The sequence below is a fragment of the Noviherbaspirillum suwonense genome (genome assembly GCF_900182955.1).
In the GTDB taxonomy this organism is placed as follows: Bacteria; Pseudomonadota; Gammaproteobacteria; order Burkholderiales; family Burkholderiaceae_D; genus Noviherbaspirillum_A; species Noviherbaspirillum_A suwonense.
On record NZ_FXUL01000019.1, the window covers coordinates 56716 to 82944 of the forward strand.

Sequence of the window (26229 nt, forward strand, 5' to 3'; positions counted from 1 at the left end):
CACACGCATGACTGAATTCAAGAATACCGAACGGGAACTGCACTACTTCCGGATGCGGCTTTCCGTGGCCGGCCTGTTCGTGCTGGTTTTCTTCGGCCTGCTGGCGGCGCGCTTCGTCTGGCTGCAGGCATACCAGCACGACCATTACGCCGCGCAGGCCGAGGACAACCGGATCTCCATCGTGCCCGTCGTGCCCAACCGCGGCCTGATCGTGGACCGCAACGGCGTGGTGCTGGCCCGCAATTTCGCCGCCTACACGCTGGAAATCACGCCGTCCAAGATCAGGGGCGACCTGGACGAGGTGATCGATGCGCTGGCCGGCATCGTCGAGATCCAGACCAAGGACCGGCGGCGCTTCCGGCGCCAGCTGGAAGAATCCAAGAACTTCGAGAGCCTGCCGATCCGCACCCGGCTGACCGACGACGAGGTCGCCAAGTTCACCGCGCAGCGCTACCGCTTTCCCGGCGTCGACATCCAGGCGCGGCTGTTCCGCCAGTATCCGCTGGGCTCGGTGGCGTCCCACGTGATCGGCTACATCGGCCGGATCAGCCAGCGCGAGGCGGCGAAGATCGAGGACACCGACGACGCCGCGAATTACAACGGCACCAGCTACATCGGCAAGGAAGGCGTCGAGAAGAGCTACGAGGCGCAGCTGCATGGCCAGACCGGCTACGAGGAAGTGGAAGTGTCGGCCGGCGGCCGCGCGGTGCGCACGCTGTCGCGCAAGCCGGCCACGCCGGGCGCGAACCTGATCCTGTCGCTCGATATCGAGCTGCAGAAAGTCGTCGAGCAGGCCTTCGGCAACCGGCGCGGCGCGCTGATCGCCATCGAGCCGGCGACCGGCGACGTGCTGGCCTATGTGTCGATGCCGACCTTCGATCCCAACCTGTTCGTCGAAGGCATCGACCAGCAGAGCTGGGACGAGCTCAACACCTCGCCGGACAAGCCGCTGGTCAACCGGCCGCTGTCGGGCAGCTATCCGCCCGGCTCGACCTACAAGCCCTTCATGGCGCTGGCCGCGCTGGAGCTGGGCCGGCGCACGCCGGCGTCCGCGATCAGCGACCCAGGCTATTTCAACTTCGGCAATCACCGCTTCCGCGACGACAAGGAAGGCGGCCACGGCACGGTCGACATGTACCGCTCCATCGTGCAGTCCTGCGACACCTATTACTATCACCTCGCCAACGACCTCGGCGTCGACGCGATGCACGATTTCATGAAGCCCTTCGGTTTCGGCCAGATCACCGGCATCGACCTCGAGCACGAGAAGCGCGGCATCCTGCCGTCGACCACCTGGAAGCGGACCTCGTACCGCCGGCCCGAGCAGCAGAAATGGTATGCCGGCGAAACCATCTCGCTGGGCATCGGCCAGGGCTACAACTCGTTTACGCCGCTGCAGCTCGCGCATGCGACCGCCATCCTCGCCAACAACGGCGTGGTGATGAAGCCGCACCTGGTCAAGTTCATGGAAGACGGCGGCACCCGCGCCCGCACGGCGACCGTGCCCAAGGAAAGCTACCGGATTGCGCTGAAGCAGCAGAACATCGACGTCATCAAGAATGCGATGGTGGGCGTGATGCGCGAGGGCACCGCGGCCAAGGTGTTCGCCAACGCCGGCTATGTGTCGGGCGGCAAGACCGGCACCGCCCAGGTCATTGCGATCAAGAAGAACGAGAAGTACAACGCCAGCAAGATCGACGAGCGGCACCGCGACCACTCGCTGTTTACGGCCTTCGCGCCGGCCGACAAGCCGCGCATCGCGATTGCCATCATCGTCGAGAACGGCGGCTTCGGCGCGACCGCCGCCGCGCCCATCGTCAGGGAAGCGCTGGACTTCTACCTGCTGGGCAAGCGCGCCAACCCGAACCGCCAGGACGACGTGCCGACCGAGAAGATCGATATCTCCGACACCCGCCCGCTGGCCGAGATACGAGCCGACGAAACTTCCGACGGCGGACCGCGCGCCGGCGCGGAGACACAGGGCAACCGGGACTGACAAATCATGCAACTTTCCGAAAAACGCCCGCTCTGGCAAATCGTCAAACCCTTCCTGACCGCATTCGACGGGCCGCTGACGCTGATCATCTTCCTGATCCTGTCCACCGGCATCGTGACGCTGTATTCGGCCGGCATCGACTTCCCCGGCCGCGTCGAGGACCAGCTGCGCAACATCCTGGTGTCCTTCGTCATCATGTGGATCGCCGCCAACGTGCCGCCGCAGACCCTGATGCGCTTTGCCGTGCCGATCTATACGGTCGGCGTCGCGCTGCTGGTGGCGGTGGCGATGTTCGGCATGATCAAGAAAGGCGCCCGGCGCTGGCTCAATGTCGGCATGGTGATCCAGCCTTCCGAGATCATGAAGATCGCGATGCCGCTGATGCTGGCCTGGTACTTCCAGAAGCGCGAGGGCATGCTGCGCTGGAACCATTTCCTGGTGGCGGCAATGCTGCTGATGCTGCCGGTGTTCCTGATCGCGCGCCAGCCCGACCTCGGCACCTCGCTGCTGGTCGCGGCCGCCGGCTTCTACGTGATCTTCCTTGCCGGCCTGTCGTGGAAGGTGCTGCTGGGGCTGTTCATCGCCGGCGGCGCCAGCCTGCCGGTGGCCTGGACCACGATGCACGACTACCAGCGCGCGCGGGTCATGATGCTGATCGACCCGACCGAAGACCCGCTGGGCAAGGGCTTCCACATCATCCAGTCGACGATTGCGATCGGCTCCGGCGGCATTGCCGGCAAGGGCTGGCTGAACGGCACCCAGGCGCACCTCGAGTTCATCCCGGAACGGACGACCGATTTTATTTTTGCGGTATTCTCCGAGGAATTCGGGCTGATCGGCAATGGCGTGCTGCTGTTCCTGTACCTGCTGCTGATCGCCCGCGGGCTCATCATCGCCGCCAATGCGCCGACCTTCTTCGCGCGGCTGCTGGCCGGCGCGATCACGCTGATCTTCTTTACCTATGCGTTCGTCAACATGGGCATGGTCAGCGGCATCCTCCCGGTGGTCGGCGTGCCGCTGCCGTTCATGAGCTATGGCGGCACCGCGCTGGTGACGCTGGGGCTGGGGGCCGGCATCCTGATGAGCATACAGCGGCACCGCAAGCTGGTGCAGACCTGAGACAGGCCGGGGCAAGCCCCGGGCGCGACACGATAACAAGGAAAATAACGATGCAGGAAAAAGCGATGCACTGTCGATCACGCACATGGCCCGGCGCGGCCGTCGTGCTTGCCGCGTTCGTGATGCTGGCCGCCGGCTGCGGCAGCCCGCCGACGCGGCCGGCCGATGGCGGCGCGACCGCCAGCACCGCCAACTCCGCGCGCCGCAACCTGCCGGCGCTCCCGCCCGCCGGCTCCGGCCGCGGCGGCTATTACCAGGACGACGGTCCGGGCGACAACCCGCCGGACAACCTGTGGGACATACCCGACGCCGAGCCGCGCATCGAGCCCTATGCCAACCGCGGCAACAAGCCCTATGTGGTTTTTGGCAAGACCTACACGCCGCAGCTCGACGAACAGCCGGCCAGGCAGCGCGGACGCGGCAGCTGGTACGGCAAGAAATTCCATGGCCAGCGCACATCGTCGGGCGAGCCGTACGACATGTACAAGATGACCGCCGCCCACCCGACCTTCCCGATACCGTCCTATGCCCGCGTCACCAACATCACCAACGGCAGGACCGTGGTGGTCCGGGTCAACGACCGCGGGCCGTTTCATTCGGACCGCATCATCGACCTGTCCTATACCGCGGCGCTGAAGCTCGGCTACATCGGGCACGGCAGCGCCCAGCTCGAAGTCCAGCGCATCCTGCCGGAAGAGATCAGGCAGATGGAGCTGGCCCGCAGCAGCGGCGCGGCGCCTGCCGTCGCCAGCGCCGCGCCGCTGCCAACCATGTCCGCAATGACGACCGTCGGCATGGCCCCGGCCGCGCTGTCGGCGCCGTCGCCAGTCGAGACCGGGGCGGTGCCGATGCCGCTGACGACCGTCAGCGCGCCCGCCGAGATGCTGGTCGCGCCCGCAGCGGTCGCACCGGTGGCAGGGCCTGCGCCCGCGCCGATGGCAGCGGCAAGCCCGGCGCCTGCCGGCAGCTTCTACCTGCAGCTCGGCGCCTTCTCGCAGGCGGCCAACGCGCAGGCCGCGCGGGCGCAGCATGCGCAGCGCTGGAACGGCCGGCTGCAACAGGTCGACGTGGTCGAAAACAACAGCCTGTTCCGCCTCTACGGCGGCCCGTTCGACAGCCGCGCCGACGCCGAAGCCACCGCGCGCCAGATGCAGGCCAGCGGCGGACCCTTGCCCATCGTCGTGCAGCGCTGAGAACGAGGGGCTGAACCGAACGGCTGCATGCCGGTCGCCGCCCCACGCCCAGTGTCAGACGGACTTCCGTCGCCTGACACCGCGCGCCGGCATCGGCCGGCCGCGCTTATTCGCTGTCGCCGTCGTCCTCGCCCGGCATGTCCGCCTTCATCCGCAGGGCGCGCTCATACAGCGCATTCTTTTTCTGCCCGGTGATGCGCGCCGCGAGCGCGGCCGCCTGCTTCACCGTGCATTCCTCCAGCAGGATCGCCAGCACGCGGTCGGACTCGGCCGCCGCGCCTTCCTCCTGCGCCGGCGCGCCCTCGACCACCAGCACGAACTCGCCGCGCTGGCGGTTGGCGTCGGCCGCCAGCCAGGCCGCGGCATCGGCCAGCGGGCAGCGGTGGATTTCCTCGAACATCTTGGTCAGCTCGCGCGCGAACACCACCTGCCGGGTCGGCTCGAAGTCCGCCGCCAGCGCCGCCACCGTCTCGACGATGCGGTGCGGCGCTTCGTAGAACACCAGCGTCGCCGCCAGCGGCTTCAGCTGCGCCAGCACGGTGTCGCGCTGGCGCGCCTTGGCCGGCAGGAAGCCGTGAAAATGGAAACGGTCGTTGACCAGGCCGGCGACCGACAGCGCGGCGATCACGGCCGATGCGCCGGGCACCGGCACCACCCGCAGGCCGGCCGCGCGCACCGCGTCGACGATGCGCGCGCCGGGATCGGACACCGCCGGCGTGCCGGCATCCGACACCAGCGCGATGCGCTCGCCTGCCTGCAGCCGGGCGATCAGCTTGTCGGCGACTTCCCGTTCATTGTGCTGGTGCGCCGCGACCAGCGGCCGGTGCAGCCCGTAGCGCGTCAGCAGCTGCGCGGTATTGCGGGTGTCCTCGCAGGCGACGGCGTCGACCAGCGCCAGCACTTGCAGTGCGCGCAAGCTGATGTCGGCTGCATTTCCGATGGGTGTGGCCAGCACATATAATGCACAGGCCGGATAATTCTGGGCAACAAGATCCTGCATCATGGGCAGGGCGCCGGAAAAGCTGAATGCGGGTAGTGTCATTGGAGGCGAAATGTCGTTCCGAAAAATGAAGACCGGGCCGGGAAGCTGCGCGGCACTTGTGCCGCGCAGGCTGATCGCCGCGGCAATGCTGGCCGGATTGTGCGCGCTGGCCCAGGCAAACACAACCGCGGCAAATGCGTACCCGGCGGACGGCCTGATGCTGGCCCAGAACGACATCAGCCTGATGCCCGGCGGCCCGGTCGAGACCGAATCGGTGCCGACGCCCGACGTCCTGACCCAGCCGCAGGACCAGGCGGCCGCGCCCCGCGCGTCCGGCCCCGTGCGCATCGGCCTGCTGCTGCCGCTGCGTTCCGACAGCTTGCGGGCCGCCGCCTCGATGGTGCGCGACGGCTTCGTCGCCGCCTACGAGAAAAGCCGCGACCCCGGCGTCAGCCTGACCGTGATCGAAACCGGCGACGCCGCGCAGGACGTGCTGGATGCCTATGCCGGCACGCTGCCCGATGTCGACATCATGGTCGGCCCGCTGTCGCGCAGCGGCGCCGCCGCCGTCGCCCGGCGCGGCACGGTCGACAAGCCGACCATTGCGCTGACGCCCGCCGACGCGGTCGGCGACAATGCCGGCGCGATACCGCAGCTCCTGAGCATGGGCCTGTCGCTGGAGGACGATGCGCGCCAGGCGGCCGAATGGGCCGCCGCCGATCAGCCCGGCGCCGCGGCGCTCGTCGTCTCCACGTCCACCGCCTGGCAGCGCCGCGCCGCGCGCGCATTCCAGGCGGCCTGGCAGCGCCGCGGCCAGCCGGCCGAGATGTTTGAGCTGAGCGCCGCCGGCGGCAACTTGAGCGCCAGCGCGCTGGGGCAGCTGCAGGAGCGGCTGCGCATCGGCCGTCCGGGCCTGGTGTTCGCCGCGCTCGACGCGGCGCAGGCGCGCCAGCTGCGCGAATCGATCGGCGCCGACCTGCCGATGTACGGCACCTCGCAACTCAATCCATACACGCCGCAGGGCTGGACCGCCGTCGAGGCCCGCGCCGACATGAATGGCGTGCGCTTCATCGACCTGCCCTGGCTGCTGCGCCCGGACAGCGCCGCGGCAGCCGGCTACAACCGGCCGGAACAGGCGCGCAGCGCCGACATGGAACGGCTGTATGCGCTCGGCATCGACGCCTACCAGGTCGCGCGCGGCGTGGCAGCGCAGCGCGGGGTGTTCGATGTCGATGGCGCCACCGGCAAGCTCAGGATCAGCATCGGCGCCGGCCCCGCCCGCTTCGAGCGCAGCGCGTCGCCAGCCGCTTACCAGGACGGCATTGCCGCGCCGATGCCCGGGCCGCCGTGAAGGATGGACCGAAGGACGGAATGAAGGACGGCGCCACGCGCACCGCGCGCCAGCTTGCAGGCGACGCCGGCGAGGATGCGGCGCTGGCGCACCTGCAGGAACAGGGGCTGGTCCTGGTCGAACGCAATTTCAGCTGCCGCGGCGGCGAGCTCGACCTGGTCATGCGTGACGGCGCCACCGTGGTCTTCGTCGAAGTGCGCCGGCGCGCCAGCGGCGCTTTCGGCGGCGCGGCAGCCACCATCGGCCGCGCCAAGCAGGCGCGGCTGCAAGCCGCAGCGAACACCTGGCTGCAGCGTTACCGGATGCCGCCGGCATGCCGTTTCGACGTGGTCGCCATCGACGGCGGCGTGCTGAGCTGGCTCAGGAACGCCATCGTCGGATGAGCCAGAACCGGGCTCCAACCGCTTACACCTTATAATCCCGCATCATGATCAATCAACGTATCCTCCAGCACTTCCAGGAAAGTGCCCAACTGAAGCTGCAGGCCGCCGAACAGCTGGCCGAGCCGATTTCGCAAGCCGTGGAAATCATGTTCACCGCGCTTTCCAACGGCAACAAGATCCTCGCCTGCGGCAATGGCGGTTCGGCCGCCGACTGCCAGCATTTCGCGGCCGAACTGGTCGGCCGCTTCGAGCGCGAACGGCTGCCGCTGCCGGCGCTGGCGCTGACGACCGACACGTCCATCCTGACCGCGGTCGGCAACGACTACGGTTTTCGCGACGTCTACGCCAAGCAGGTGCAGGCGTTCGGCCAGTCCGGCGACGTGCTGCTGGCGCTGTCGACCTCGGGCAATTCGGCCAACGTGGTCGCGGCCATCGAGGCCGCGGTCGAGCGCGACATGCGCATCATCGCGCTGACCGGCAAGGGCGGCGGCGTGATGGGCGAACTGATGTCGGACGCCGACGTCCATATCTGCGTGCCGCACGACCGCACCGCGCGCATCCAGGAGGTGCATGCGCTGACCATACATATTCTGTGCGACGGCATCGACGTCGCCTTATTCGGAGGAGATGCAAATGACTGAAAGCCGTGCCGCACTGAAACCAACCACCGCGACCGGCTGGCGCCGCCTGCGCCGCCCGCTTGCGCTGCTCGCGCTGTGCGGCATGACTGCGGTCAGTTTGCAGGGATGCATCGAGATGGCGGTCGGCACCGCGGTGATGGGCACCATCGCCGCCACCGACCGCCGCACCTTCGGCGCGCAGACCGAGGACAAGGCGATCGCCGTGAAAGGCGAGAACCGGGTCTCCAACATGGTCGGCAGCGCCGGCCACGTCAATATCAGCAGCTTCAACCGCAAGGTGCTGCTGACCGGCGAAGTGCCGGACGAGAGCACGAAGACCGCGGTCGAGCGCGAGATCGCCGACATCGCCGGCGTGCAGTCCATCGTCAACGACCTGACGGTGGCGCCGCCGACCAGTTTCTCGTCGCGCTCCAATGACACCTTGCTGACCGGCAAGGTCAAGGCATCGCTGATCGATGCGCAAGACATTTCCGCCAACAGCTTCAAGGTGGTGACCGAGCGGGCGGTGGTCTACCTGATGGGCCGCGTGACCCAGCGCGAAGGCACCCGGGCGGCGGAAATCGCGCGCGGCGTGGCCGGCGTGCAGAAGGTCGTCAAGGTGTTCGAGTACATTACCGAAGACGACGTGCGCCAGATGGCGAACACGCCTGCGCGGCAATAATACGACTGCGGGGAGCCCGACATCATGAAACGCCTGCTGCTGCTTTTTTCGGTGCTGGCGCTGGCGCTGACACTGGCCGGAGCCGCCCGCGCCGCCGAGGTGAAGGTGGTCTACCACATGGCGGACGGCGTCGACCAGGCGTCGCGCGGCCTGGCCAGCATCCGCAATCACCTGCGCGCCGAGCCCGACACGAAGATCGTGGTGGTGGCGCTGGGCGAAGGCATCCGTTTCCTGGTCAAGGGCGCCACCGAGCGCAGCGGCCGCCCGTTCGACGCGGCGGTAACCGCGCTGGCGCGGCAGGGCGTGGAATTCCGGGTCTGCAACAACACGCTGACCGCGCACAACGTCGCGCCGTCGGAACTGGTGCCCGAAATCACGCTGGTGCCGGCGGGCGTGGCCGAGATCGCCAGGCTGCAGGCACGCGAAGGCTATGTCTATATCCGTCCGTAACGACTGGACGCGGTAACCGGATGTGGAAACCGGCGCGGTGACGGCGCGGTAATTGAGCGTGCGGCAAACGCACGCATTTTCATTATAATTGCCCCATTACTGCACTGAATGCCCTTCATCATGCCAACCGCAAACCGCACCTGGATCAAACTGCTGGCCGGCGCCGCTGCCCTCGCGGTCGCCGCCGTCGCCTATTTCACGCTGACCGCGCAGCAGGCGGCGCCCAGCGTGACCTTCACCAGCCTGGACGGCCAGAAGTTTACGTCGGAAAGCCTGAAGGGCAGGGTGGTCATGGTCAATTTCTGGGCCACGTCCTGCGTCACCTGCGTCAAGGAGATGCCGCAGATGACGGAGACCTATAACAAGTACAAGGACCAGGGCCTGGAGTTCGTCGCGGTGGCGATGAGCTACGACCCGCCGAACTACGTTCTGAACTATGCGCAGACCCGCAAGCTGCCGTTCAAGGTGGCGCTGGACACGCAGGGCGAGCTGGCCAGGTCCTTCGGCGACGTCAAGCTCACGCCGACCACCTACGTGATCGACAAGGAAGGCAAGATCATCAAGCGCTATGTCGGCGAGCCGGAATTTTCACAGTTGCACAAGCTGCTCGAAAAGGCGCTGGCGGCCTGAGCCCCGGCGATGCCGCACCGATCTTGCGGCTGCAGCCGATGCGCCATTCGACGGTTATCCCGGGTCCTGCTGGACCCGGTGCTTTTCCAAACACAGGCCCTGAGTGGCCTTTCGCGGTTCTACTGCCTGGCGGCAGCCGGTTAACAAGGAAACAATGGGCAATTCTCTGGTGAAGATGGGCATACCCGGGCTGGACGAAGTCCTGCTCGGCGGCATGCCCCGCAATAACAATGTCCTGGTCGAAGGCCCGCCTGGATCCGGCAAGACGACGCTGGGGCTGGGCTTCATCCACGCCGGCGCCGCGCTGTACGGCGAGCCGGGCGTCATCGTCTCGTTCGAGCTGGAGCCGGAAAAGCTGCTGCGCGACGCGCGCGGATTCGAATGGGACATGCAGCAGCTGATCGACGCCGGCAAGGTCAGGATCATCCAGACCAGCCCGGCCGCGCTGCTTGCCGAGTTCCGCACAAGCGACGGCGTGTTTGCCGGCGAACTCGCGGCCATCGGCGCATGCCGGCTGCTGATCGACGGGCTGACGCCGCTGCGGCTGTATGCCGAGGCGCACGACCTGCCGTTCCGCGAGGACATGCACCTGCTGATCGAGGGCCTGACCCGGCTGGGCGTGACCACGCTGGTCACCGCCGAGCGGGAAGAGGACGGCAACGACGTCTTTCGCCACGAGCGCTTCGTGTTCGACACCATCATTTCGCTGAGCCGCGCCGAACACAAGCGGCGCGTGCACCGCACGCTGGCGGTCGTCAAGTCGCGCGGCCAGGACTTCATCGGCGGCAGCCATTCGATGCGCATCGAGCCGGGCGTCGGCGTGCATGTCTACCGGCGCGCGCAGTCGCGGCCGCTGGCCACCCACAGCCAGCCCACTTCCAGCGGCCGCGTCTCGACCGGCTGCCTGGAAATCGACCGCATCATGGACGGCGGCGTGTATGAAGGCTCGATCACCATGGTCAACGGCATCTCCGGCACCGGCAAGACCGTGCTCGGCGTGCAGTTCCTGTCCGCCGCCATCGCGTCGGGACGCCGCACGCTGCTGGTCACGCTGGACGAGCATCCGCGCCAGCTGATGCGCAATGCCGCCTCGCTCGGCTTCGACCTCGAAAAGCCGCAGGCCGACGGCCAGTTGTTCATCCTGTACGAGTCGCCGCTGGAGCTGGAGCTGGACGTGCATTTCGACCGGATCGCCGAACTGGTGGAGCAGCATGGCATCGACTGCGTCGTGCTCGACTCGGTCGCGGTGTATGAAATGGCCAATGCCGATGAAGTGGCCGACTTCCTGTATGCGCTGGCCAGCTATTTCAAGGACAGGCTGGCGACGGTGTTCCTGAACTACGAAAGCCCGGAACTGCTGGGCCTGTCGCAGATCAGCGAGGAGCTGAAGGGGTCGCACCTGGTCGACAACATCATCCTGCTCAACTACGTGGAAATCTCGACCCGGCTGCGCCGCGCGATCGCGATCCCGAAGGTGCGCGGCAGCAGGAACCTGCAGCTCACGCGTGAATACGTCATCGGCGAGGGCGGCATCACGCTGCTCGAGGACGCCGAGCTGGACGACGCCAACGCGGTGCCGCAGCTTCCGTTCTCGTCGTACTACGGCTTGCTGGCCCGCTCGCCGACACGTCGCAGCCCGGTGATCGAGGAAGCCGTCTCCAAGGGCGCCGGCATGCCGCCATCCAGCGCGGCGCAGGCAGAACTGCCAAATTGAACGCTGCGGACGGCACGGGCATCGTGGACGAGGACTGGTCCGCGTGGGAAACCGCGCTGGCGCAGTTTTCCGCCGCCAGCGGGCTGGTGGTGTCGGCGTACGACGCCCAGGGCCGGCGCCGGGCCGGACCGTTCCTGCAGTCCCGGCTGTCCGAGCTCCTGGCCGCATCCACGCTCTGGCATGACGATGGCGACGGCACGCGTTTCGAACAGGCGCTGGCAAGCCGCGCCGCGCAGGAGGGCCAGGCCAGCGCCGCCTTCTGCGATGAACTCTGCGTGATGGCGGTGCCGCTGACCCTGTTCGACGAGGTCTACGGGGCCGTCGTGTACGGCTGGACGTTCAGCCGCTTCACCTCGGGCATGGCATGCGAGCGCATCGCCCGCCAGCTGGACCTGTCCGGCGCGCGGCTGTGGACGCAGGCGCGGCTGGAGTCGCCGGTGTCGCCGTCGCGGATGGCCAGCCATACCGGGCTGCTGCGCACGCTGATCGACTCGAACACGCGGCAGAAGGAAGCGATCGCCCGGCTCAACGAACTCAACCGGATGCGCGAGGTATTCCTGGCGACCGTGTCCCATGAAATGCGCACGCCGCTGTCGGCCATCTCGCTGCGGCTGGACACGCTGTTGCTGAGCAAGCTCGACGACCCGGTGCGCCTGCGCCGCGAACTGGGCGCGATGATGCGGCACGTGAGCCAGGAAGCGCGCATGGTGGAAGACCTGATCGACGCCGCCCAGACCCGCAACGGCCAGCTGGCGATGCAGCCGGAAGACGTGTCGCTGCTGCGCATCCTGCGCGACGCATTGTCCACGGTGGAGCCCAGGGCCGCGGCGAAGGGCGTCGCGCTGATGGTGGCCTCGCTGGAGCAGGCCGACGTCCTGGTCCGCGGCGACCCGCAGCGCCTGCAGCAGCTGTTCTGGAACCTGCTGTCGAATGCGGTCAAGTTCACCGAGGCCGGCGGCGAGGTCGGCGTCGAGGTCAGCGCCGGCGCCGGCATGCACCGGGTGACGGTCAGCGACACCGGCCAGGGCATTGCCGAGCAGTTCCTGCCCGAGGTGTTCGGCGCCTTCAACAAGCAGCAGGCGCAGAATGCGGAAGGGCTGGGCCTGGGATTGTTCATCGCCCGCCACATCGTCGAACTGCATGGCGGGACCATCGCGGTGGAAAGCGCCGGGGCGGGGAAGGGCGCGGCGTTTACGGTGAGCCTGCCGGCGCTGCAGCCGGAGCCGTAACCGGCTTCGCGGTCAGCCGTGTTCCGGCTGCGGGTCCCGCGCCAGCAGCTCGGCCACCATGTGCTGCGGCGTATCGCCGTCGAACAGCACCCCGGCCACTGCCGCGGCGATCGGCATCTTCACGCCGCACTGCTCGGCCAGCTCCCGCACCGCCTGCGCGCAGCGCACGCCTTCGGCGACATGGCCCAGCTCGGCCACGATGACATCGAGCGGCTTGCCTGCGGCCAGGCCCAGCCCGACCCGCCGGTTGCGCGACAGCTCGCCGGTGCAGGTGAGTATCAGGTCGCCCATGCCGGTCAGGCCCATGAAGGTTTCCGGGCGTCCGCCCAGCGCAATGCCCAGCCTGGAGATCTCGACCAGGCCGCGCGTGATCAGCGCGGCGCGGGCATTGAGCCCGAGGCCCAGGCCGTCGACGATGCCGGTGGCGATCGCCATGATGTTCTTGACCGCGCCGCCCACTTCCACGCCGACCAGGTCGTCGGTCGAGTAGACCCGCATGCTGCCGCCGTGCAGCGCCGCCACGACCCGCTCGCACAGCGCCGCGTCGGCCGAGGCGACCGTCAGCGCGCAGGGCAGGCCGCGCGCGACTTCCTGCGCGAACGACGGCCCGGACAGCGCCGCGCCGGGCACGCCGTCTCCCAGCACGTCGCGCAGCACCTGGTGCGGCAGCAGGCGCGAGCCTTCCTCGAAGCCCTTGCACAGCCACACCAGGTTGGGAATGATAAATGGCCGCAATTGCAGCGCCAGCGGCCGCAGCCCGGCGACCGAGGTGGCGACGATCAGCAGCGATTCCGGGCCGGCCACATGATCGATGGCCTGCCGCAGGTCGCTGCCTGTCGCCAGTTGGGCCGGCAGCGGGAAACCCGGGAGGTAAGGCGTGTTTTCGCGCCGCGCCGCCATCTGCGCCATGACGTCGGCATTGCGGCCCCACAGCAGCACGTCATGCCGCGCGGCCAGCGTCAGCGCGAGCGCGGTGCCCCAGGCGCCGGCGCCCAGGACCGTGATGTTCATGCCGCTCATGGCTGCGGCGACTCAGTCGCCCCAGACATCGGCTGCGCGGATATAGCCGCCCTGACCGTCGCGATGCCTGACCTTGAGCCAGCCGGATGAAATCGGCTCGGCCAGTTCCAGCAGCACGCCGCGGTCGGCGGTGAATATCACCTGGCTGCCCTCGTCCGCCGCGCTGCGCACCTTCGCGCCGGCGACATTGACGATGACATGCCGGCGCGCATCGAGCGCCTTGGCTTCCACCCATGACAGGTCGCCGGAAACGTCCCGCACCTTGGCCCATTCGCCATAGCTGAGGATCACCTCGACCGGCATGCCGCGCGGCGCGACGAAGACCTTGCGGCCGCGTTCGGACGGCGCGTCGTACAGGATGGCCGGCGCCGCGCCGACCGACTTGAAATCGGCGGCGCGGGCCGCCGGCGCCAGCGTGATGGCGGCAGCCGCAGCGGCAACCAGCAGGACCGGACTTTTCATCGCCATGCTCAGTGGGTAGCCTGGGAGCCGTCCGGCATGACGATGCCGGAACCGCCGGCCTGCTCGCCCTGCTGCGCCGCCAGCGCCTGCAGCCGCTGCTGGTAGAACACCTCGAAATTGATTTCCGACAGGTGCACGGGCGGGAAGCCGGCGCGGGTGATCAGGTCGGCGATATTGGCGCGCAGGTACGGATACACGATGTTCGGGCAGCCGATGCCCAGCAGCGGGTCGAGCTGTTCGGCCGGGATGTTGCGGGCTTCGAAGATGCCAGCCTGCTTGCATTCGACCAGGAAAGCGACCTTGTCCTTGATCTTGGCGGTCACGGTGATGGTGACGGTGGATTCGAAGATGCCTTCGGCCAGCGGCTCGGCGCCGACATCGACCGCGACTTCCATCTGCGGCGCTTCCTGCTCAAGGAAAATGGTCGGGGAATTGGGCTGCTCGAGCGACACGTCCTTCAGGTATACGCGCTGGATCTGGAATACGGGTTGCAGGTTTTCGTCGGACATAAACTTCTTTCGTTGGATGAAATATGGACGGCGCATGCCGTCCAGTCGGTCTGCGTCGCCGCAGTAAAAATGCTCAGGCGCCGCGCAGCAGCGGTTCGAGCTTGCCGGCGCGGTCGAGCGCGGACAGGTCGTCGAAGCCGCCGACATGGGTGTCGCCGATATAGATCTGCGGCACCGTGCGGCGGCCGGTCTTCTCCATCATCTGGCTGCGTTGCTCGGGGTCGAGGTCGATGCGCACCTTTTCGATGTCGTCGACGCCCTTGGCCTTGAGCAGGCGCTCGGCCATTACGCAATACGGGCAGACGCCCGTGCTGTACATGAGAACATGCGCGGTCATTGTTTTCGTTCCTTGTTTATTTGGCAGTTGGCAGGCCCTGTGCCCGCCATGCGGCCAGGCCGCCATCCAGACTGTAGACTTCGCCGAAGCCGGCGCTCTTGAGCTGGCTGGCCGCGCGGGCCGACTGCGCACCCGACGAGCATACAACGATTACGGATTTGGATTTGAACTTGTCCAGTTCGCTGATGCGCGACTTGAGTTCCTTGAGCGGGATGTGGCGGGCGTCGCGGATATGGCCTGCCGCGAAGTCTTCCGGACTGCGGATGTCGAGCACCACGCTCTTGCCCTGGTTCAGCATTTGGGTGGCCTGCAGCAGCGACACGCGGGACCCGCCGCGCTGAAGGTTGGGCGCCAGCAGCGCGCCGCCGGACAGCAGGGCCAGTGCAACCAGCCAGATATTATCGATGAAGAATTTCACAAGCTTCCGTTGGTAGGTAAGAAAACAGATAAAAGAGCGCGACATTATAAAATAGAAGTCGGATTACAATTCAAAACCCGCAAATCCCGCGTTTCCCTTCCCATTTCTTTTATTCACCATACAAGCCCCATGTACAAAATCGTTTTGATGCGCCACGGCGAATCCACCTGGAATCTGGAAAACCGCTTCACCGGCTGGACCGACGTCGACCTGACCGACAAGGGCATGGCCGAGGCCCGCCACGCCGGCAAGCTGCTGAAGGAAGCCGGCCTTTCCTTCGACCTCGCGTACACCTCGGTGCTCAAGCGCGCGATCCGCACGCTGTGGATCACGCTCGACGAGATGGACCTGATGTGGCTGCCGGTGAAGAACGACTGGCGCCTGAACGAGCGCCACTACGGCGCGCTGCAGGGCCTGGACAAGGCCGAGACCGCCGCCAAGTACGGCGACCAGCAGGTGCTGGTATGGCGCCGCAGCTATGACACGCCGCCCAATCCGCTGACGCCGGAAGACCCGCGCGCCTCCTACGGCGACCCGCGCTACGCCGGCCTCGCCCGCGAGCAGATCCCGCTGACCGAGTGCCTGAAGGACACGGTCGCGCGCGTGATGCCGTCGTGGGACGAGGAAATCGCGCCGGCCATCCGCGCCGGCAAGCGCATCATCATCTCGGCCCACGGCAACAGCCTGCGCGCGCTGATCAAGATGCTGGACGGGATCAGCGACGCCGACATCGTCGGCCTGAACGTGCCCAACGGCCAGCCGCTGGTGTACGAGCTCGACGCCGACCTCAAGCCGCTGCGCAGCTATTACCTCGGCGACGCCGATGCGATCGCCGCGGCGATGCAGGCCGTGGCCAGCCAGGGCCGCGCGAAGTAAGCAGTCCACGCATGCATCCAGAGAAAAATCCGTGATCCGTGAACGATGGCGGCGCGGCGCCGTGCTGGCGCTGGCGCTGCTGCTGGCCGCGGGCGCGGCCCCGGCTGCCAAGGTGACCGAGCGCACCCGCCAGAAGCAGGCGGCCGAGGCCGAGCGCGCGGCGCTCCAGCAGAAGCTGACCGCGCTGAAGCGCGCGATCAACCAGACCGAAAGCGCGAAGGACGACGCGGCCGACGCGCTGGCCGAGTCCGAGGCCGCGATTTCGGACGCGAACCGGGCGCTGTACGACCTCGCCCGCGAACAGAAGGAAACCGCCGCCCGCGTCGGCCGGCTGCAGAAGGAGCTCGCGCAGCTGACGCGCGAGGTCGATGCGCAGAAGGAGCGGCTTTCCCGGCTGCTGCGCCAGCAGTACGTGGCCGGCAACGAAGACCGGCTGAAACTGCTGCTGTCGGGCGACAACCCGAACCGCATCAACCGCGACCTGCAGTATTTCGGCTACGTGTCGCAGGCGCAGGCCAAGCTGATCGAGATGCTGCGGGCGGACATGGCCGCGGTGGAACGAAACCGGGCCGACACCCAGGACGCCAAGGACGAGCTCGACGAGATCGCGCTCGAGCAGCGCGACCAGAAGGCGCTGCTGGAGCGGGAAAAGTCGAAGCGGGCCACGCTGGTGGCGCAGCTGTCGAGCCGGCTCGGCGCGCAGCGCAAGGAAGCCGGCGCCGTCGAGCGCGACGAGCAGCGGCTGGGCGGCCTGGTCGACCAGCTGGCGAAAATGATCGAGGAACAGCGCCGGGCGGAGATCGCCGCGGAAAACCGGCGCCGCGAACTGGCGGCGGCCGCCGAGCGCGCCCGCGCCGAGAAATTGCGGCAGCAGCAGCTGGCGCGCAAGAAGCAGCAGGAGCAGCAGGCCCAGAATGCGGCGAAAGGCAGGCCGGCGCCCCGGGTCGACCCGGCCGACGCGATCGACGCCGACGAGAATCCGAACACGGCGACTGCGAAGGCCGAACCCGCGCCGCCGCCCAAGCCCGCGATTTTCCCGAGCTCGTTCCCGGCGCTGCGCGGGCAGTTGCAGATGCCGGTCCACGGCGAGCTGGCGGCGCGTTTCGGCGCCAACCGCGGCGACGGCCCGAGCTGGAAAGGCCTGTTCATCCGCGCGCCCGAAGGCGCCGAGATCAAGGCGGTGGCCGGCGGCCGGGTGGTGTTCGCCGAATGGCTGCGCGGCTTCGGCAACCTGATCATCGTCGACCACGGCGGCCAGTACATGAGCATTTACGGCAATAACCAGTCGCTGCTGAAACGCCCGGGCGACGCGGTGAAGTCCGGCGATGTCATTGCGAGCGCAGGCAATAGCGGCGGCAATGAACAATCGGGTTTATACTTTGAGATGCGGCATCAGGGCCGCGCGTTCGACCCTCTCGGTTGGGTAACTTCCAGGTGACACATGAGCAGCAAATTCAAGAATTTCGGTCTTATCAGCCTTGGTATGATCGCCGGCGTCGTCGGCTCGATGCAGTTCGACGCGATGGCCCAGAAAAACGCCGGAGCGCCGCTGCCGGTCGATGAATTGCGCCAGCTGGCCGACGTATTCGGCCTGATCAAGTCCGATTATGTCGAGAATGTCGAAGACAAGAAGCTGCTGACCGAAGCCATTTCCGGCATGGTCGCGTCGCTGGACCCGCATTCGGCCTACCTGGACAAGAAGGCGTTCAAGGAGCTGCGCGAGGGCACCCAGGGCAAGTTCGTCGGCCTCGGCATCGAGGTCGGCATGGAAGACGGCTATGTCAAGGTCATCTCCCCGATCGAGGATTCACCCGCGTACAAGGCCGGCCTGAAGGCCGGCGACCTCATCACCCGCCTCGACAGCACCCCGGTCAAGGGCATGACGCTGGACGAGGCGGTCAAGCGCATGCGCGGCGAGCCGCAGACCAAGATCACGCTGACGGTCGCCCGCAAGGAAGAGGACAAGCCGCTCCTGATCACCATCGTGCGCCAGGAAATCCGGGTGCAGAGCGTCAAGTCCAAGGTCATCGAGCCCGGCTATGCCTGGCTGCGGGTGGCCCAGTTCCAGGAGCCGACCGTCGAGGACCTGGCGCGGAAACTGAGCGCGATCTACGCGCAGGACCCGAACATCAAGGGCCTGGTGCTGGACCTGCGCAACGATCCGGGCGGCGTGCTGCCGGGCGCGATCGGCGTCTCGGCCGCCTTCCTGCCCAAGGATGTCGCGGTGGTGTCGACCAATGGCCAGCTGCCCGACTCCAAGGCCACGTTCTATGCGCGGCGCGAGTTCTATGGCACCCGTTCGCTGGGCGACCCGCTGTCGAAGCTGCCCGACGCGGTCAAGAACGTGAAGATGGTGGTGCTGGTCAATTCCGGGTCGGCATCGGCGTCGGAAATCGTGGCCGGCGCGCTGCAGGACTACAAGCGCGCCACCATCATGGGCACCCAGACCTTCGGCAAGGGCTCGGTCCAGACCATACGCCAGCTGTCGGCCGACACCGCGGTCAAGCTGACCACGGCGCGGTATTACACGCCGAACGGCCGCTCGATCCAGGCCAAGGGCATCGTGCCCGACCTGATGGTCGACGAAACCGCGGAAGGCGACGGCCTGAACGGCCTGCGTCTGCGCGAGGCCGACCTGACCAAGCACCTGACCAATGACAAGGACAAGGAAGCCGAAGTCCGCAACAAGGTCGACGAGCTGGAGGAAGAGCAGCGCCTGGCTGCCCTCGACAAGAAGCGCAAGCCGCTCGAGTTCGGCGGCAAGGACGACTTCCAGCTGGCGCAGGCGATCAACTACCTGAAAGGGCTGCCGGTCCAGGTCGCCAAGGCCAAGGTCGTGGAAAGCAAGAAGGAACCGAGCATCAACGACCCGGAAGACCCGAAGAAGAACGGCGACACCAAGAAATAGGCGCCGGATGGCGATGCCAGGGCCGCAGCGATGCGGCCTTGTTTTTTAACGACGGGCAGTTCGGGTTCCCAGGGCCGTGCAACGCCCGGCCCGCCTTGCCGTCCCCGACGCGCTCTTGACCCGCCCCTTTCCTGTATTTATTCCGCCCTGTCCATGAACGACCAACAACTGCTGCGCTATTCCCGCCATATCCTGCTCGACGCCATCGGCATCGAGGGCCAGGAGCGGCTGCTTGCCGCCCATGCGCTGGTGATCGGCGCCGGCGGGCTGGGGTCGCCGGCGGCGTTCTACCTGGCGTCCGCCGGCGTCGGCCACATCACGCTGGCCGACCATGACACGGTGGACCTGACCAACCTGCAGCGCCAGATCCTGCACACCACCGAGCGCATCGGCCAGCCCAAGGTGGAGTCGGGCCGGCGCGCGCTGGCCGGCATCAATCCCGACGTCGAAGTCACCGCGCTGGTCGAGCGGCTGGAGGGCGCGCGGCTGCAGGATGTCGTGGCCTCGGCCGACGTGGTGCTCGACTGCAGCGACAATTTCGCCACCCGGCATGCGGTCAACGCCGCCTGCGTCGCGGCCGGCGTGACGCTGGTGTCCGGCGCGGCGATCCGCTTCGATGGCCAGGTGGCGGTGTTCGACAGCACCCGGGCCGATGCGCCGTGCTATGCCTGCCTGTTTCCGCCAGGCCAGGAATTCGAGGAAGTCCAGTGCGCCACCATGGGCGTCTTCGCGCCGCTGGTGGGCATTATCGGCACCATGCAGGCAGCCGAGGCGCTCAAGCTTCTGTGCGGCGTGGGGGAAACCCTGGCGGGCCGGCTGCTGCTGCTCGACGCGATGGCGATGGAATGGACCAGCATACGGATTGCCCGCAACCCGGAATGCGGCGTCTGTGGCGGCGTCCACCGGCATGCCTAGCGGCATCGGCCGCCGGGCCGCGCGATGCCGCCAGGAACATTCGGCCTATGGCCTTGCGAAAGCTGCCTGTCCCCGCATGTTTTCCGTCGCCGGAACCGGCCAGTACGCTTCCGCGGGCGGTGCGCCGTGATAGCCTGCCTGCCAGCGCAGGCGCACCGGCCTGCAGTAATCCGTTCCGCGCCTTCACGATTTTTCGTCTTCACGGATTTGCATCGAGGCAATCCGCGCTTGAAATGATATGAAATCTTCTATAATGGCCGTTTATTTCTTCAACGAAATTCCAGGATGCAGAACTGCATCATCGCTGAAGACCCCTGCTTTCCTTTTATGCCTGGCCACGCCGGCTCGACCACTCTAACGGAGATGTAATGCGCAATGAAACCAGCCGCCTGGGCAACATTATTCTCAACCATCAGACCGAATTGCTTGAAGGCTGGGTATCGACCCTGGTTGCCCGAACCGGCCGCCGCGAGGCAAATGCCGAAACCGAACTGCGGCAGCAGGCCAGCCGCTTCCTGAGCCTGGTCGGGCAGGCAGTCACTACCGCCGGCACCGACAATATCGACAGCAACGCATGGCAGGAAGCGCGCCAGCTGCTCAGCGACATCTCCGCGACCCGGGTGCGCAAGGGCCACAGCTCGATTGAAACCGCGAACTTCGTGTTTTCGCTGAAAGAGCCGCTGAACGGCTACCTCCAGGCCGAATTGAGCGACGATCCGGCCGCGCTGGTCAGCGAGATCACCGCGACCAATGCGCTGTTCGACATGCTGGGCCTGTTTACCGTCGAGACTTACCAGAAGCTGCGCGAGCAGGTCATCATGCGCCAGCAGCAGGAACTGCTCGAACTGTCGACCCCGGTCGTGCAGCTCTGGAAGGATGTGCTGGCGCTGCCGCTGATCGGCACGCTCGACAGCGCCCGGACCCAGGTCGTGATGGAAAGCCTGTTGCAAAAGATCGTCGACACCGGCGCGCTGATCGCCATCATCGACATCACCGGCGTGCCCACCGTCGACACGCTGGTCGCCCAGCACCTGCTGAAAACCGTCGCGGCTGCGCGGCTGATGGGCGCGGACTGCATCATCAGCGGCATCCGGCCGCAAATCGCGCAAACCATCGTGCACCTGGGGGTGAACCTGGAAGACGTGATCACCAAGGCCACGCTGGCCGACGCGTTCCAGGTCGCGCTCAAGCGCACCGGCGCCACCATCAGCCAGAAAGACGAGTGAGGCCGGCATGGAGCGCATTCCTATTCTGAAGATGGGCAAGCTGCTGCTGGTGACGATACAGGTCGACATGCATGACAGGCTGGCCATGACGCTGCAGGACGACCTGACCACGCGGATTGTCAAGGATCGTGCGAAGGGCGTGCTGATCGATATATCGGCGCTCGATCTGGTAGATTCGTTTATCGGACGGATGATTAACAATATTGCGGCAATGGCCAAGATCCTGGACGCCGATACGGTGCTGGTCGGCATGCAGCCGGCCGTCGCCATTACCCTGGTGGAACTCGGTCTGACGCTCGAAGGCGTCAAGACCGCGCTGAACGTCGACCGCGGCATGAAGATGCTGGGGCTCGGCGGCATGTCATGAAGCCGGGCGCACGCGCCCGGCCGGCCAATAGTCAGTTGAAAAGGTGCGGTCTTGATTGGCAATGACGTCGATGTGAAGGTGGTCCCGCTGCGTGCCGATGAAGACGTGGTGCGCATGCGCCAGGCCGTGCGCGAATGCCTGGTGTCGGTCGGGTTTTCCCTCATCGACCAGACCAAGATGATCACCGCGGCGAGCGAACTCGGCCGCAACACGCTGCGCTATGGCGGCGGCGGCGAGGCGCACATCCAGAAAGTGGTCGAAGGCGGCCGGCGCGGCGTGACCCTGAGCTTCATCGACCAGGGCCCCGGCATAGTCGACGTCGAACTGGCGCTGACCGACGGCTATACCACCGGCAACGGCATGGGGCTGGGCCTGAGCGGCGCGCGCCGGCTGGCCGACGATTTCGAGCTCGACACGACTCCCGGCGTCGGCACCACGGTCCGGATATCCAAATGGAAGCTGTTTTGACCGCGCTGCCGCCGCAGACCATCCATCATGTCAGCGAAAGCAGCGGCATTGCGGCGGTGCGCCGCGCCGGCAACCAGCTGGCTTCCTGCCTCGGCCTCGACGAAACGGTGGCCGGCAAGGTGGCGCTGGTGATCACCGAGGCGGCGACCAACATCTTCAAGCATGCGGGCAGCGGCGACATCCTGCTGCGCGGGCTGGCCGCGGGCGACGCGCGCGGCGTCGAGGTCCTGGCGATCGACAAGGGGCCGGGCTTCGTCAACATCGAGCAGGCGATGCGCGACGGCATGTCGACCGCCGGCAGCTACGGCGTGGGCATGGGCGCGATGCAGCGGGTGGCGGACGAGTTCGACCTGCATGCCGACGACACCTATGGCAGCGCGCTGCGGCTGGCGGTCTGGGGTCCCGGCCAGGCGCGCCCGGGCCTGGAATGGACGGTCGGCGCGGTCTGCCTGCCGCTTCCCAGCGAGGAAGTCTGCGGCGACGCCTGGAACTGGGCCTGCGACGACGATCGCCTGCTGCTGATGGTGGCCGACGGCCTCGGCCACGGCCCGGACGCCGCGCGCGCGTCCGAGGCTGCCGTGGCGCTGGTGCAGCCGGGCGGCAGCTTCGCGCCCGCCGCGGTGCTGCGCCTGGCGCACGGCGCGCTGCAGGGCACCCGCGGCGCGGCAGTGGCGGTGGCCTGCCTCGACAGCGTCGCCAGCGAGTTGCATTTCGCGGGCATCGGCAACATCACGGTGTCGCTGCACGGCGGGGACAAGGCGCGCCACCTGGTGTCGCATAACGGCATCGTCGGCAGCAACATGCGCAAGGTGCAGGAATTTTCGATGCCGCTGACCGACGACGCGATGCTGATCATGCATAGCGACGGCATCGGCACGCGCTGGGACCTGGAACGCTATCCGGGCCTGTCGCAGCGCCACCCGGCGCTGATCGCGGCGGTGCTGTACCGCGACCATGCGCGCGGCCGGGACGACGCCAGCATCGTCGTCGCGCAGCGCCACCAGGGGCCATGGCGATGACGATGCGCATCCTGAGCGTGAGCATACGGGCCGAACTCGACGTGGTTTCCTGCCGCCAGCGCGCGCGGCAGATTGCGGCGCTGTGCGGTTTCGGCCTGCAGGACCAGGCGCGCATCGCGACCGCGGCGTCGGAAGTGGCGCGCAATGTGTACAACTATGCAGCGCCGGGCCGCGCCGAATTCCTGATCGAGGGCGAGACCGCGCCGCAGGTGCTGACCATACGCATCGAGGACCAGGGGCCGGGCATCGCCGAACTCGACCGCATCCTGGCCGGCCAGTACAAGTCACAGACCGGCATGGGCGTCGGCCTGATCGGCGCCCAGCGGCTGATGGACCGCTTCACGATCAACAGCCGGCCGGGCGCGGGCACCGTGGTCGAGCTGCGCAAGCTGCTGCCGGCGCATGCGCCGCTGCTCACGCCGGCGCTGGTCGGCGACATCGGCGCCCGCCTGGCGGCGCTGCCGACCGAGGCGACGCTGACCGAGGTCCAGCAGCAGAACCGCGAGCTGCTCAATACGCTGGCCGAACTGAAGGCGCGCCAGGAAGAACTGCTGCAGCTCACCCGCGAGCTGGAAGACACCAACCGCGGCGTGGTCGCGCTGTATGCCGAACTCGACGAGAAGGCGGGCCACCTGCGCCGCGCCGACGAGATGAAATCGCGCTTCCTGTCCAACATGAGCCATGAATTCCGCACGCCGCTCAGCTCCATCCGCGCGCTCTCCAAGCTGCTGCTGGACCGGGTCGACGGCGAGCTGACGGTCGAGCAGGAGAAGCAGGTCAGCTTCATCCTGCGCGGCGCCGAGGACCTGTCCGAACTGGTGAACGACCTGCTCGACCTGGCGAAGATCGAGGCCGGGAAAATCGATATCCGGCCCGGCAGCTTCGCTGTCGCCGACCTGTTTTCCGCGTTGCGCGGCATGCTGAGGCCGCTGCTGGTCAGCGAATCGGTGCGGCTCGAATTCGACGAGGCGGCCGACCTGCCGCTGCTCTGTACCGACGAGGCCAAGCTGTCGCAAATCCTGCGCAACTTCATTTCCAACGCGCTGAAATTCACCGACGCCGGCGAGGTCCGCGTCAGCGCGGTCTTCCTGGCCGACGAGGACGCGGTGCGGGTGTCGGTGCGCGACACCGGCGTCGGCATCCCCGAGGCCAGCCAGCAGCTGGTGTTCGAGGAATTTACCCAGATCGAGAACCGGCTGCAGCAGCGGGTCAAGGGCACCGGCCTGGGCCTGCCGCTGTGCCGCAAGCTGGCCGGCCTGCTGGGAGGCCGGGTCGAACTGCAGAGCACGCTGGGCGTCGGGTCGACCTTCTCGGTCGTGCTGCCGGTGCGCTGCGCGCCGCAGCCGCGCAGCGACGCGCCGGCCGCCGCCGCGGCGGGCGAGGACGAGCCCGGACTGCCGGTGCTGGTGGTCGAGGACGAGGAATCGACCCGCCTGCTGTATGCGCGCTTCCTGCACGGCTCGGCATTCCGGCCGGTCTTTGCCGCCAGCGTGCGCGAGGCGGAAGAGCAGTGGCAGGCGCGGCCGCCGGTGGCGGTGCTGCTCGACGTGTCGCTGAAAGGCGAGGACTCGTGGCGCTGGCTGACCGACATCAAGAGCGACCCGCGGCGCGCGGCGGTGCCGGTGGTGCTGGCGACCGAGACCGACGACAAGCGCAAGGGCCTGGCGCTGGGCGCGGATGCGTATTACATCAAGCCGCTGTCGCGGCTCGAATTGCTGTCGACGCTGGATTACCTGACCAGCGGCGAAGCCGGCGCGAACGCCGGGCAACGTAAGGAGAATTCTTTGTGAGGCACTGGCTGTCATGAACGCAGGCACGCACGAATCGCTGGTGCTCAATGTCGACGACAACGACGGCGCCCGTTATGCGAAAACCCGCATCCTCACGCGCGCGGGTCTGCGCGTGATCGAGGCGGCAAGCGGCGGCGAAGCGCTGCAGGCAGCGCAGGAACACCACCCGGACCTGGTGCTGCTGGACATGAAGCTGCCCGACATCCACGGCATGGAAGTGTGCCGCATGCTCAAGCAGGATGCCGCGACCAGTTCCATCCTGGTGCTGCAGACCTCGGCGTCCTATCTCAGCAGCGCCGACAAGATACGCGCGCTGGACGGCGGCGCCGACAACTACCTGTTCGAGCCGATCGAGCCGGAAGAACTGGTGGCCAACGTCCGGGCGCTGCTGCGGCTGGGCCGGGTCGAGCGGCAGCTGCGCGAAAGCGACCGCCAGAAGGACGAGTTCCTGGCGACGCTGGCCCACGAGCTGCGCAATCCGCTGGGACCGATACGCAACGCGGTGGAACTGCTGCGGCAGCTCGGCGGCGACTCGCACGAACAGCAGGAGCAGGCGCGCCATACCATCGTGCGGCAGACCAATCACCTGGTGCGCCTGGTCGACGACCTGCTGGACGTGTCCCGCATCAACCAGGGCAAGATCACGCTGCGGCGCGAACCGGCCGAGCTGTCCGCCTTCATCGGCGCCGCGCAGGAAACCGTGCAGCCCATCATGCAGGCCCGTCAGCATGCGCTGAGCGTGAGCCTGCCGCCGCAAACGGTGACGCTCTTCGGCGACAGCGTGCGCCTGGCGCAGATCGTCGGCAACCTGCTGCACAATGCGGCGAAGTTTACGCCGGTCGGCGGCAGGATCGCGCTGGATGCGACGCTGGACGCCAACACCCTGGTGCTGCGCATCAGCGACAACGGCATCGGCGTGCCGGCGACCAGCGCCGGCAGGATATTCGAATTGTTCGCCCAGGCGCAGCATGTGCCCGACCGGGTGCAGGACGGGCTGGGCATCGGCCTGTCGCTGGTCAAGAAGCTGGTCGAGCTGCATGGCGGCTCGGTGTCGGTCAGCAGCGCGGGAGAGGGCCTGGGCAGCACTTTCGAAGTGCGGCTGCCGGTGATGCAGGCCAGCGCGCCCGCGCAGTCGGCGCAGCAAGCGCCGGCGGCAAGCGGCACGAGCGGCGGCTACCGCATCCTGGTCGTCGACGACAGCGTCGATTCGGCCAGCATGCTGTGCGCGCTGCTGGAAATCAGCGGCCATACGGTGCTGACCAGCCACACCGGCAAGGACGCCATCGCGGCGGCGACGCAGTTTCACCCGGAGATCATCTTCCTCGACATCGGCCTGCCCGACATGACAGGCTATGAAGTTGCCGCCCGGATGCGCCGGCTACCCGACATGGACAGCGTGAAGCTGGTCGCGCTGACCGGCTACGGCCAGGAAAAGGACAAGCAGGACGCCAAGGCAGCCGGCTTCGACCATCACCTGGTGAAGCCGATCAATTTCGACGCATTGACCGCATTGACGACGCGGCCCTGAGCGGGAGAGGACGGCGCGCAATCGCGGGGTGAAGGGC

Annotated in this window: 27 protein-coding genes; 21 read left to right on the plus strand and 6 right to left on the minus strand. The window is 67.2% G+C overall.

Features of this window, described 5'->3' with window-relative positions:
• Positions 1-7: 7 nt before the first annotated feature.
• The 3 genes from mrdA (at position 8) to QOL82_RS20865 (ending at position 4308) form a co-directional block, all read left to right on the plus strand.
• Entirely contained in the window at positions 8-1996 is a 1989-nt protein-coding gene (gene mrdA / locus QOL82_RS20855) for a penicillin-binding protein 2 (protein ID WP_283444236.1), read from the plus strand.
• 6 nt (positions 1997-2002) lie between these two features.
• Positions 2003-3115 (plus strand): rod shape-determining protein RodA, encoded by a 1113-nt coding sequence (gene rodA, locus QOL82_RS20860; protein ID WP_283444237.1) that lies wholly within the window; start codon positions 2003-2005, stop codon positions 3113-3115.
• Between the two features lie 65 nt (positions 3116-3180).
• A complete protein-coding gene (locus QOL82_RS20865; protein WP_283444238.1) occupies positions 3181-4308 on the plus strand; it encodes a septal ring lytic transglycosylase RlpA family protein in 1128 nt (375 codons plus the stop codon).
• Between the two features lie 106 nt (positions 4309-4414).
• On the opposite strand, the gene rsmI is transcribed toward QOL82_RS20865, so the two are convergent.
• Positions 4415-5311 (minus strand): 16S rRNA (cytidine(1402)-2'-O)-methyltransferase, encoded by an 897-nt coding sequence (rsmI, locus tag QOL82_RS20870; protein WP_430438519.1) that lies wholly within the window; start codon positions 5309-5311, stop codon positions 4415-4417.
• A 49-nt stretch (positions 5312-5360) separates the two neighbouring features.
• Here rsmI and QOL82_RS20875 point away from each other — a divergent pair, with 49 nt between their 5' ends.
• The 8 genes from QOL82_RS20875 to QOL82_RS20910 all read left to right on the plus strand — a co-directional run bounded on the left by QOL82_RS20875 (position 5361) and on the right by QOL82_RS20910 (position 12349).
• A complete protein-coding gene (locus QOL82_RS20875; RefSeq protein ID WP_283444239.1) occupies positions 5361-6641 on the plus strand; it encodes a penicillin-binding protein activator in 1281 nt (426 codons plus the stop codon).
• 20 nt (positions 6642-6661) lie between these two features.
• A complete protein-coding gene (locus QOL82_RS20880; protein WP_283444240.1) occupies positions 6662-7024 on the plus strand; it encodes a YraN family protein in 363 nt (120 codons plus the stop codon).
• A gap of 44 nt (positions 7025-7068) precedes the next feature.
• Positions 7069-7665, plus strand: a complete 597-nt coding sequence (locus tag QOL82_RS20885; protein ID WP_283444241.1) for a phosphoheptose isomerase — start codon at positions 7069-7071, stop codon at positions 7663-7665.
• Positions 7658-8326, plus strand: coding sequence for a BON domain-containing protein (locus QOL82_RS20890; RefSeq protein ID WP_283444242.1), 669 nt, complete (start codon positions 7658-7660; stop codon positions 8324-8326). The genes QOL82_RS20885 and QOL82_RS20890 overlap by 8 nt, the downstream gene beginning before the upstream one ends.
• 24 nt (positions 8327-8350) lie before the next feature.
• Positions 8351-8776 (plus strand): DsrE family protein, encoded by a 426-nt coding sequence (locus tag QOL82_RS20895; protein WP_283444243.1) that lies wholly within the window; start codon positions 8351-8353, stop codon positions 8774-8776.
• 120 nt (positions 8777-8896) lie between these two features.
• Positions 8897-9406 (plus strand): TlpA disulfide reductase family protein, encoded by a 510-nt coding sequence (locus QOL82_RS20900; protein ID WP_283444244.1) that lies wholly within the window; start codon positions 8897-8899, stop codon positions 9404-9406.
• Positions 9407-9560: 154 nt separating this feature from the next.
• A complete protein-coding gene (locus QOL82_RS20905; protein WP_283444245.1) occupies positions 9561-11120 on the plus strand; it encodes an ATPase domain-containing protein in 1560 nt (519 codons plus the stop codon).
• On the plus strand, positions 11117-12349 hold the full coding sequence (locus QOL82_RS20910) for a sensor histidine kinase (protein WP_283444246.1): 1233 nt from the start codon (positions 11117-11119) through the stop codon (positions 12347-12349). The genes QOL82_RS20905 and QOL82_RS20910 overlap by 4 nt, the downstream gene beginning before the upstream one ends.
• Positions 12350-12361: 12 nt before the next feature.
• Here QOL82_RS20910 and QOL82_RS20915 read toward each other — a convergent pair whose 3' ends face one another.
• The 5 genes from QOL82_RS20915 to QOL82_RS20935 all read right to left on the minus strand — a co-directional run bounded on the left by QOL82_RS20915 (position 12362) and on the right by QOL82_RS20935 (position 15095).
• Complete coding sequence (locus QOL82_RS20915; protein ID WP_283444247.1) at positions 12362-13360, minus strand: NAD(P)H-dependent glycerol-3-phosphate dehydrogenase; 999 nt, start codon at positions 13358-13360, stop codon at positions 12362-12364.
• 21 nt (positions 13361-13381) lie between these two features.
• Entirely contained in the window at positions 13382-13831 is a 450-nt protein-coding gene (locus QOL82_RS20920) for an SH3 domain-containing protein (RefSeq protein WP_283444248.1), read from the minus strand.
• An 8-nt stretch (positions 13832-13839) separates the two neighbouring features.
• Entirely contained in the window at positions 13840-14340 is a 501-nt protein-coding gene (secB, locus tag QOL82_RS20925; protein WP_283444249.1) for a protein-export chaperone SecB, read from the minus strand.
• 73 nt (positions 14341-14413) lie between these two features.
• Positions 14414-14677 (minus strand): glutaredoxin 3, encoded by a 264-nt coding sequence (gene grxC, locus QOL82_RS20930; RefSeq protein ID WP_283444250.1) that lies wholly within the window; start codon positions 14675-14677, stop codon positions 14414-14416.
• A gap of 16 nt (positions 14678-14693) precedes the next feature.
• The gene (locus QOL82_RS20935) at positions 14694-15095 is read right to left on the minus strand and encodes a rhodanese-like domain-containing protein (protein ID WP_283444251.1); all 402 of its coding nucleotides are present in this window, start codon (positions 15093-15095) and stop codon (positions 14694-14696) included.
• 129 nt (positions 15096-15224) lie between these two features.
• On the opposite strand from QOL82_RS20935, the gene gpmA reads away from it, so the two are divergent.
• The 10 genes from gpmA to QOL82_RS20985 all read left to right on the plus strand — a co-directional run bounded on the left by gpmA (position 15225) and on the right by QOL82_RS20985 (position 26192).
• A complete protein-coding gene (gene gpmA / locus QOL82_RS20940) occupies positions 15225-15971 on the plus strand; it encodes a 2,3-diphosphoglycerate-dependent phosphoglycerate mutase (RefSeq protein WP_283444252.1) in 747 nt (248 codons plus the stop codon).
• 31 nt (positions 15972-16002) lie between these two features.
• Positions 16003-17409: a murein hydrolase activator EnvC family protein gene (locus tag QOL82_RS20945; RefSeq protein WP_283444253.1), complete on the plus strand. Its 1407-nt coding sequence runs from the start codon at positions 16003-16005 to the stop codon at positions 17407-17409.
• Between the two features lie 3 nt (positions 17410-17412).
• A complete protein-coding gene (locus QOL82_RS20950; protein WP_283444254.1) occupies positions 17413-18879 on the plus strand; it encodes a S41 family peptidase in 1467 nt (488 codons plus the stop codon).
• 153 nt (positions 18880-19032) lie between these two features.
• Positions 19033-19794 carry a HesA/MoeB/ThiF family protein gene (locus QOL82_RS20955; RefSeq protein ID WP_283444255.1) on the plus strand — a complete coding sequence of 254 codons (762 nt, stop codon included), beginning with the start codon at positions 19033-19035 and terminating at the stop codon, positions 19792-19794.
• A gap of 368 nt (positions 19795-20162) precedes the next feature.
• Complete coding sequence (locus tag QOL82_RS20960; RefSeq protein WP_283444256.1) at positions 20163-21020, plus strand: STAS domain-containing protein; 858 nt, start codon at positions 20163-20165, stop codon at positions 21018-21020.
• Positions 21021-21027: 7 nt separating this feature from the next.
• Positions 21028-21387, plus strand: coding sequence for an STAS domain-containing protein (locus QOL82_RS20965; RefSeq protein WP_283444257.1), 360 nt, complete (start codon positions 21028-21030; stop codon positions 21385-21387).
• Between the two features lie 114 nt (positions 21388-21501).
• Positions 21502-21855 carry an anti-sigma regulatory factor gene (locus tag QOL82_RS20970; protein ID WP_283444318.1) on the plus strand — a complete coding sequence of 118 codons (354 nt, stop codon included), beginning with the start codon at positions 21502-21504 and terminating at the stop codon, positions 21853-21855.
• Positions 21840-22874 (plus strand): ATP-binding SpoIIE family protein phosphatase, encoded by a 1035-nt coding sequence (locus QOL82_RS20975; RefSeq protein WP_283444258.1) that lies wholly within the window; start codon positions 21840-21842, stop codon positions 22872-22874. Before QOL82_RS20970 ends, QOL82_RS20975 begins: the two co-directional genes overlap by 16 nt.
• A complete protein-coding gene (locus tag QOL82_RS20980; RefSeq protein WP_283444259.1) occupies positions 22865-24664 on the plus strand; it encodes an ATP-binding protein in 1800 nt (599 codons plus the stop codon). The genes QOL82_RS20975 and QOL82_RS20980 overlap by 10 nt, the downstream gene beginning before the upstream one ends.
• A 13-nt stretch (positions 24665-24677) precedes the next feature.
• Complete coding sequence (locus tag QOL82_RS20985; protein ID WP_283444260.1) at positions 24678-26192, plus strand: ATP-binding response regulator; 1515 nt, start codon at positions 24678-24680, stop codon at positions 26190-26192.
• Positions 26193-26229: the final 37 nt, after the last annotated feature.

Excerpts from the sequence above, each read along its gene's own strand:
- mrdA (WP_283444236.1), top strand. The coding sequence starts at position 8 with ATGACTGAATTCAAGAATACCGAACGGGAACTGCACTACTTCCGGATG.
- rodA (WP_283444237.1), top strand. The coding sequence starts at position 2,003 with ATGCAACTTTCCGAAAAACGCCCGCTCTGGCAAATCGTCAAACCCTTC.
- QOL82_RS20865 (WP_283444238.1), top strand. The coding sequence starts at position 3,181 with ATGCACTGTCGATCACGCACATGGCCCGGCGCGGCCGTCGTGCTTGCC.
- rsmI (WP_430438519.1), bottom strand. The coding sequence starts at position 5,311 with ATGATGCAGGATCTTGTTGCCCAGAATTATCCGGCCTGTGCATTATAT.
- QOL82_RS20875 (WP_283444239.1), top strand. The coding sequence starts at position 5,361 with ATGTCGTTCCGAAAAATGAAGACCGGGCCGGGAAGCTGCGCGGCACTT.
- QOL82_RS20880 (WP_283444240.1), top strand. The coding sequence starts at position 6,662 with ATGAAGGACGGCGCCACGCGCACCGCGCGCCAGCTTGCAGGCGACGCC.
- QOL82_RS20885 (WP_283444241.1), top strand. The coding sequence starts at position 7,069 with ATGATCAATCAACGTATCCTCCAGCACTTCCAGGAAAGTGCCCAACTG.
- QOL82_RS20890 (WP_283444242.1), top strand. The coding sequence starts at position 7,658 with ATGACTGAAAGCCGTGCCGCACTGAAACCAACCACCGCGACCGGCTGG.
- QOL82_RS20895 (WP_283444243.1), top strand. The coding sequence starts at position 8,351 with ATGAAACGCCTGCTGCTGCTTTTTTCGGTGCTGGCGCTGGCGCTGACA.
- QOL82_RS20900 (WP_283444244.1), top strand. The coding sequence starts at position 8,897 with ATGCCAACCGCAAACCGCACCTGGATCAAACTGCTGGCCGGCGCCGCT.
- QOL82_RS20905 (WP_283444245.1), top strand. The coding sequence starts at position 9,561 with ATGGGCAATTCTCTGGTGAAGATGGGCATACCCGGGCTGGACGAAGTC.
- QOL82_RS20915 (WP_283444247.1), bottom strand. The coding sequence starts at position 13,360 with ATGAACATCACGGTCCTGGGCGCCGGCGCCTGGGGCACCGCGCTCGCG.
- QOL82_RS20920 (WP_283444248.1), bottom strand. The coding sequence starts at position 13,831 with ATGAAAAGTCCGGTCCTGCTGGTTGCCGCTGCGGCTGCCGCCATCACG.
- secB (WP_283444249.1), bottom strand. The coding sequence starts at position 14,340 with ATGTCCGACGAAAACCTGCAACCCGTATTCCAGATCCAGCGCGTATAC.
- grxC (WP_283444250.1), bottom strand. The coding sequence starts at position 14,677 with ATGACCGCGCATGTTCTCATGTACAGCACGGGCGTCTGCCCGTATTGC.
- gpmA (WP_283444252.1), top strand. The coding sequence starts at position 15,225 with ATGTACAAAATCGTTTTGATGCGCCACGGCGAATCCACCTGGAATCTG.
- QOL82_RS20950 (WP_283444254.1), top strand. The coding sequence starts at position 17,413 with ATGAGCAGCAAATTCAAGAATTTCGGTCTTATCAGCCTTGGTATGATC.
- QOL82_RS20955 (WP_283444255.1), top strand. The coding sequence starts at position 19,033 with ATGAACGACCAACAACTGCTGCGCTATTCCCGCCATATCCTGCTCGAC.
- QOL82_RS20960 (WP_283444256.1), top strand. The coding sequence starts at position 20,163 with ATGCGCAATGAAACCAGCCGCCTGGGCAACATTATTCTCAACCATCAG.
- QOL82_RS20965 (WP_283444257.1), top strand. The coding sequence starts at position 21,028 with ATGGAGCGCATTCCTATTCTGAAGATGGGCAAGCTGCTGCTGGTGACG.
- QOL82_RS20970 (WP_283444318.1), top strand. The coding sequence starts at position 21,502 with ATGCGCCAGGCCGTGCGCGAATGCCTGGTGTCGGTCGGGTTTTCCCTC.
- QOL82_RS20975 (WP_283444258.1), top strand. The coding sequence starts at position 21,840 with ATGGAAGCTGTTTTGACCGCGCTGCCGCCGCAGACCATCCATCATGTC.
- QOL82_RS20980 (WP_283444259.1), top strand. The coding sequence starts at position 22,865 with ATGGCGATGACGATGCGCATCCTGAGCGTGAGCATACGGGCCGAACTC.
- QOL82_RS20985 (WP_283444260.1), top strand. The coding sequence starts at position 24,678 with ATGAACGCAGGCACGCACGAATCGCTGGTGCTCAATGTCGACGACAAC.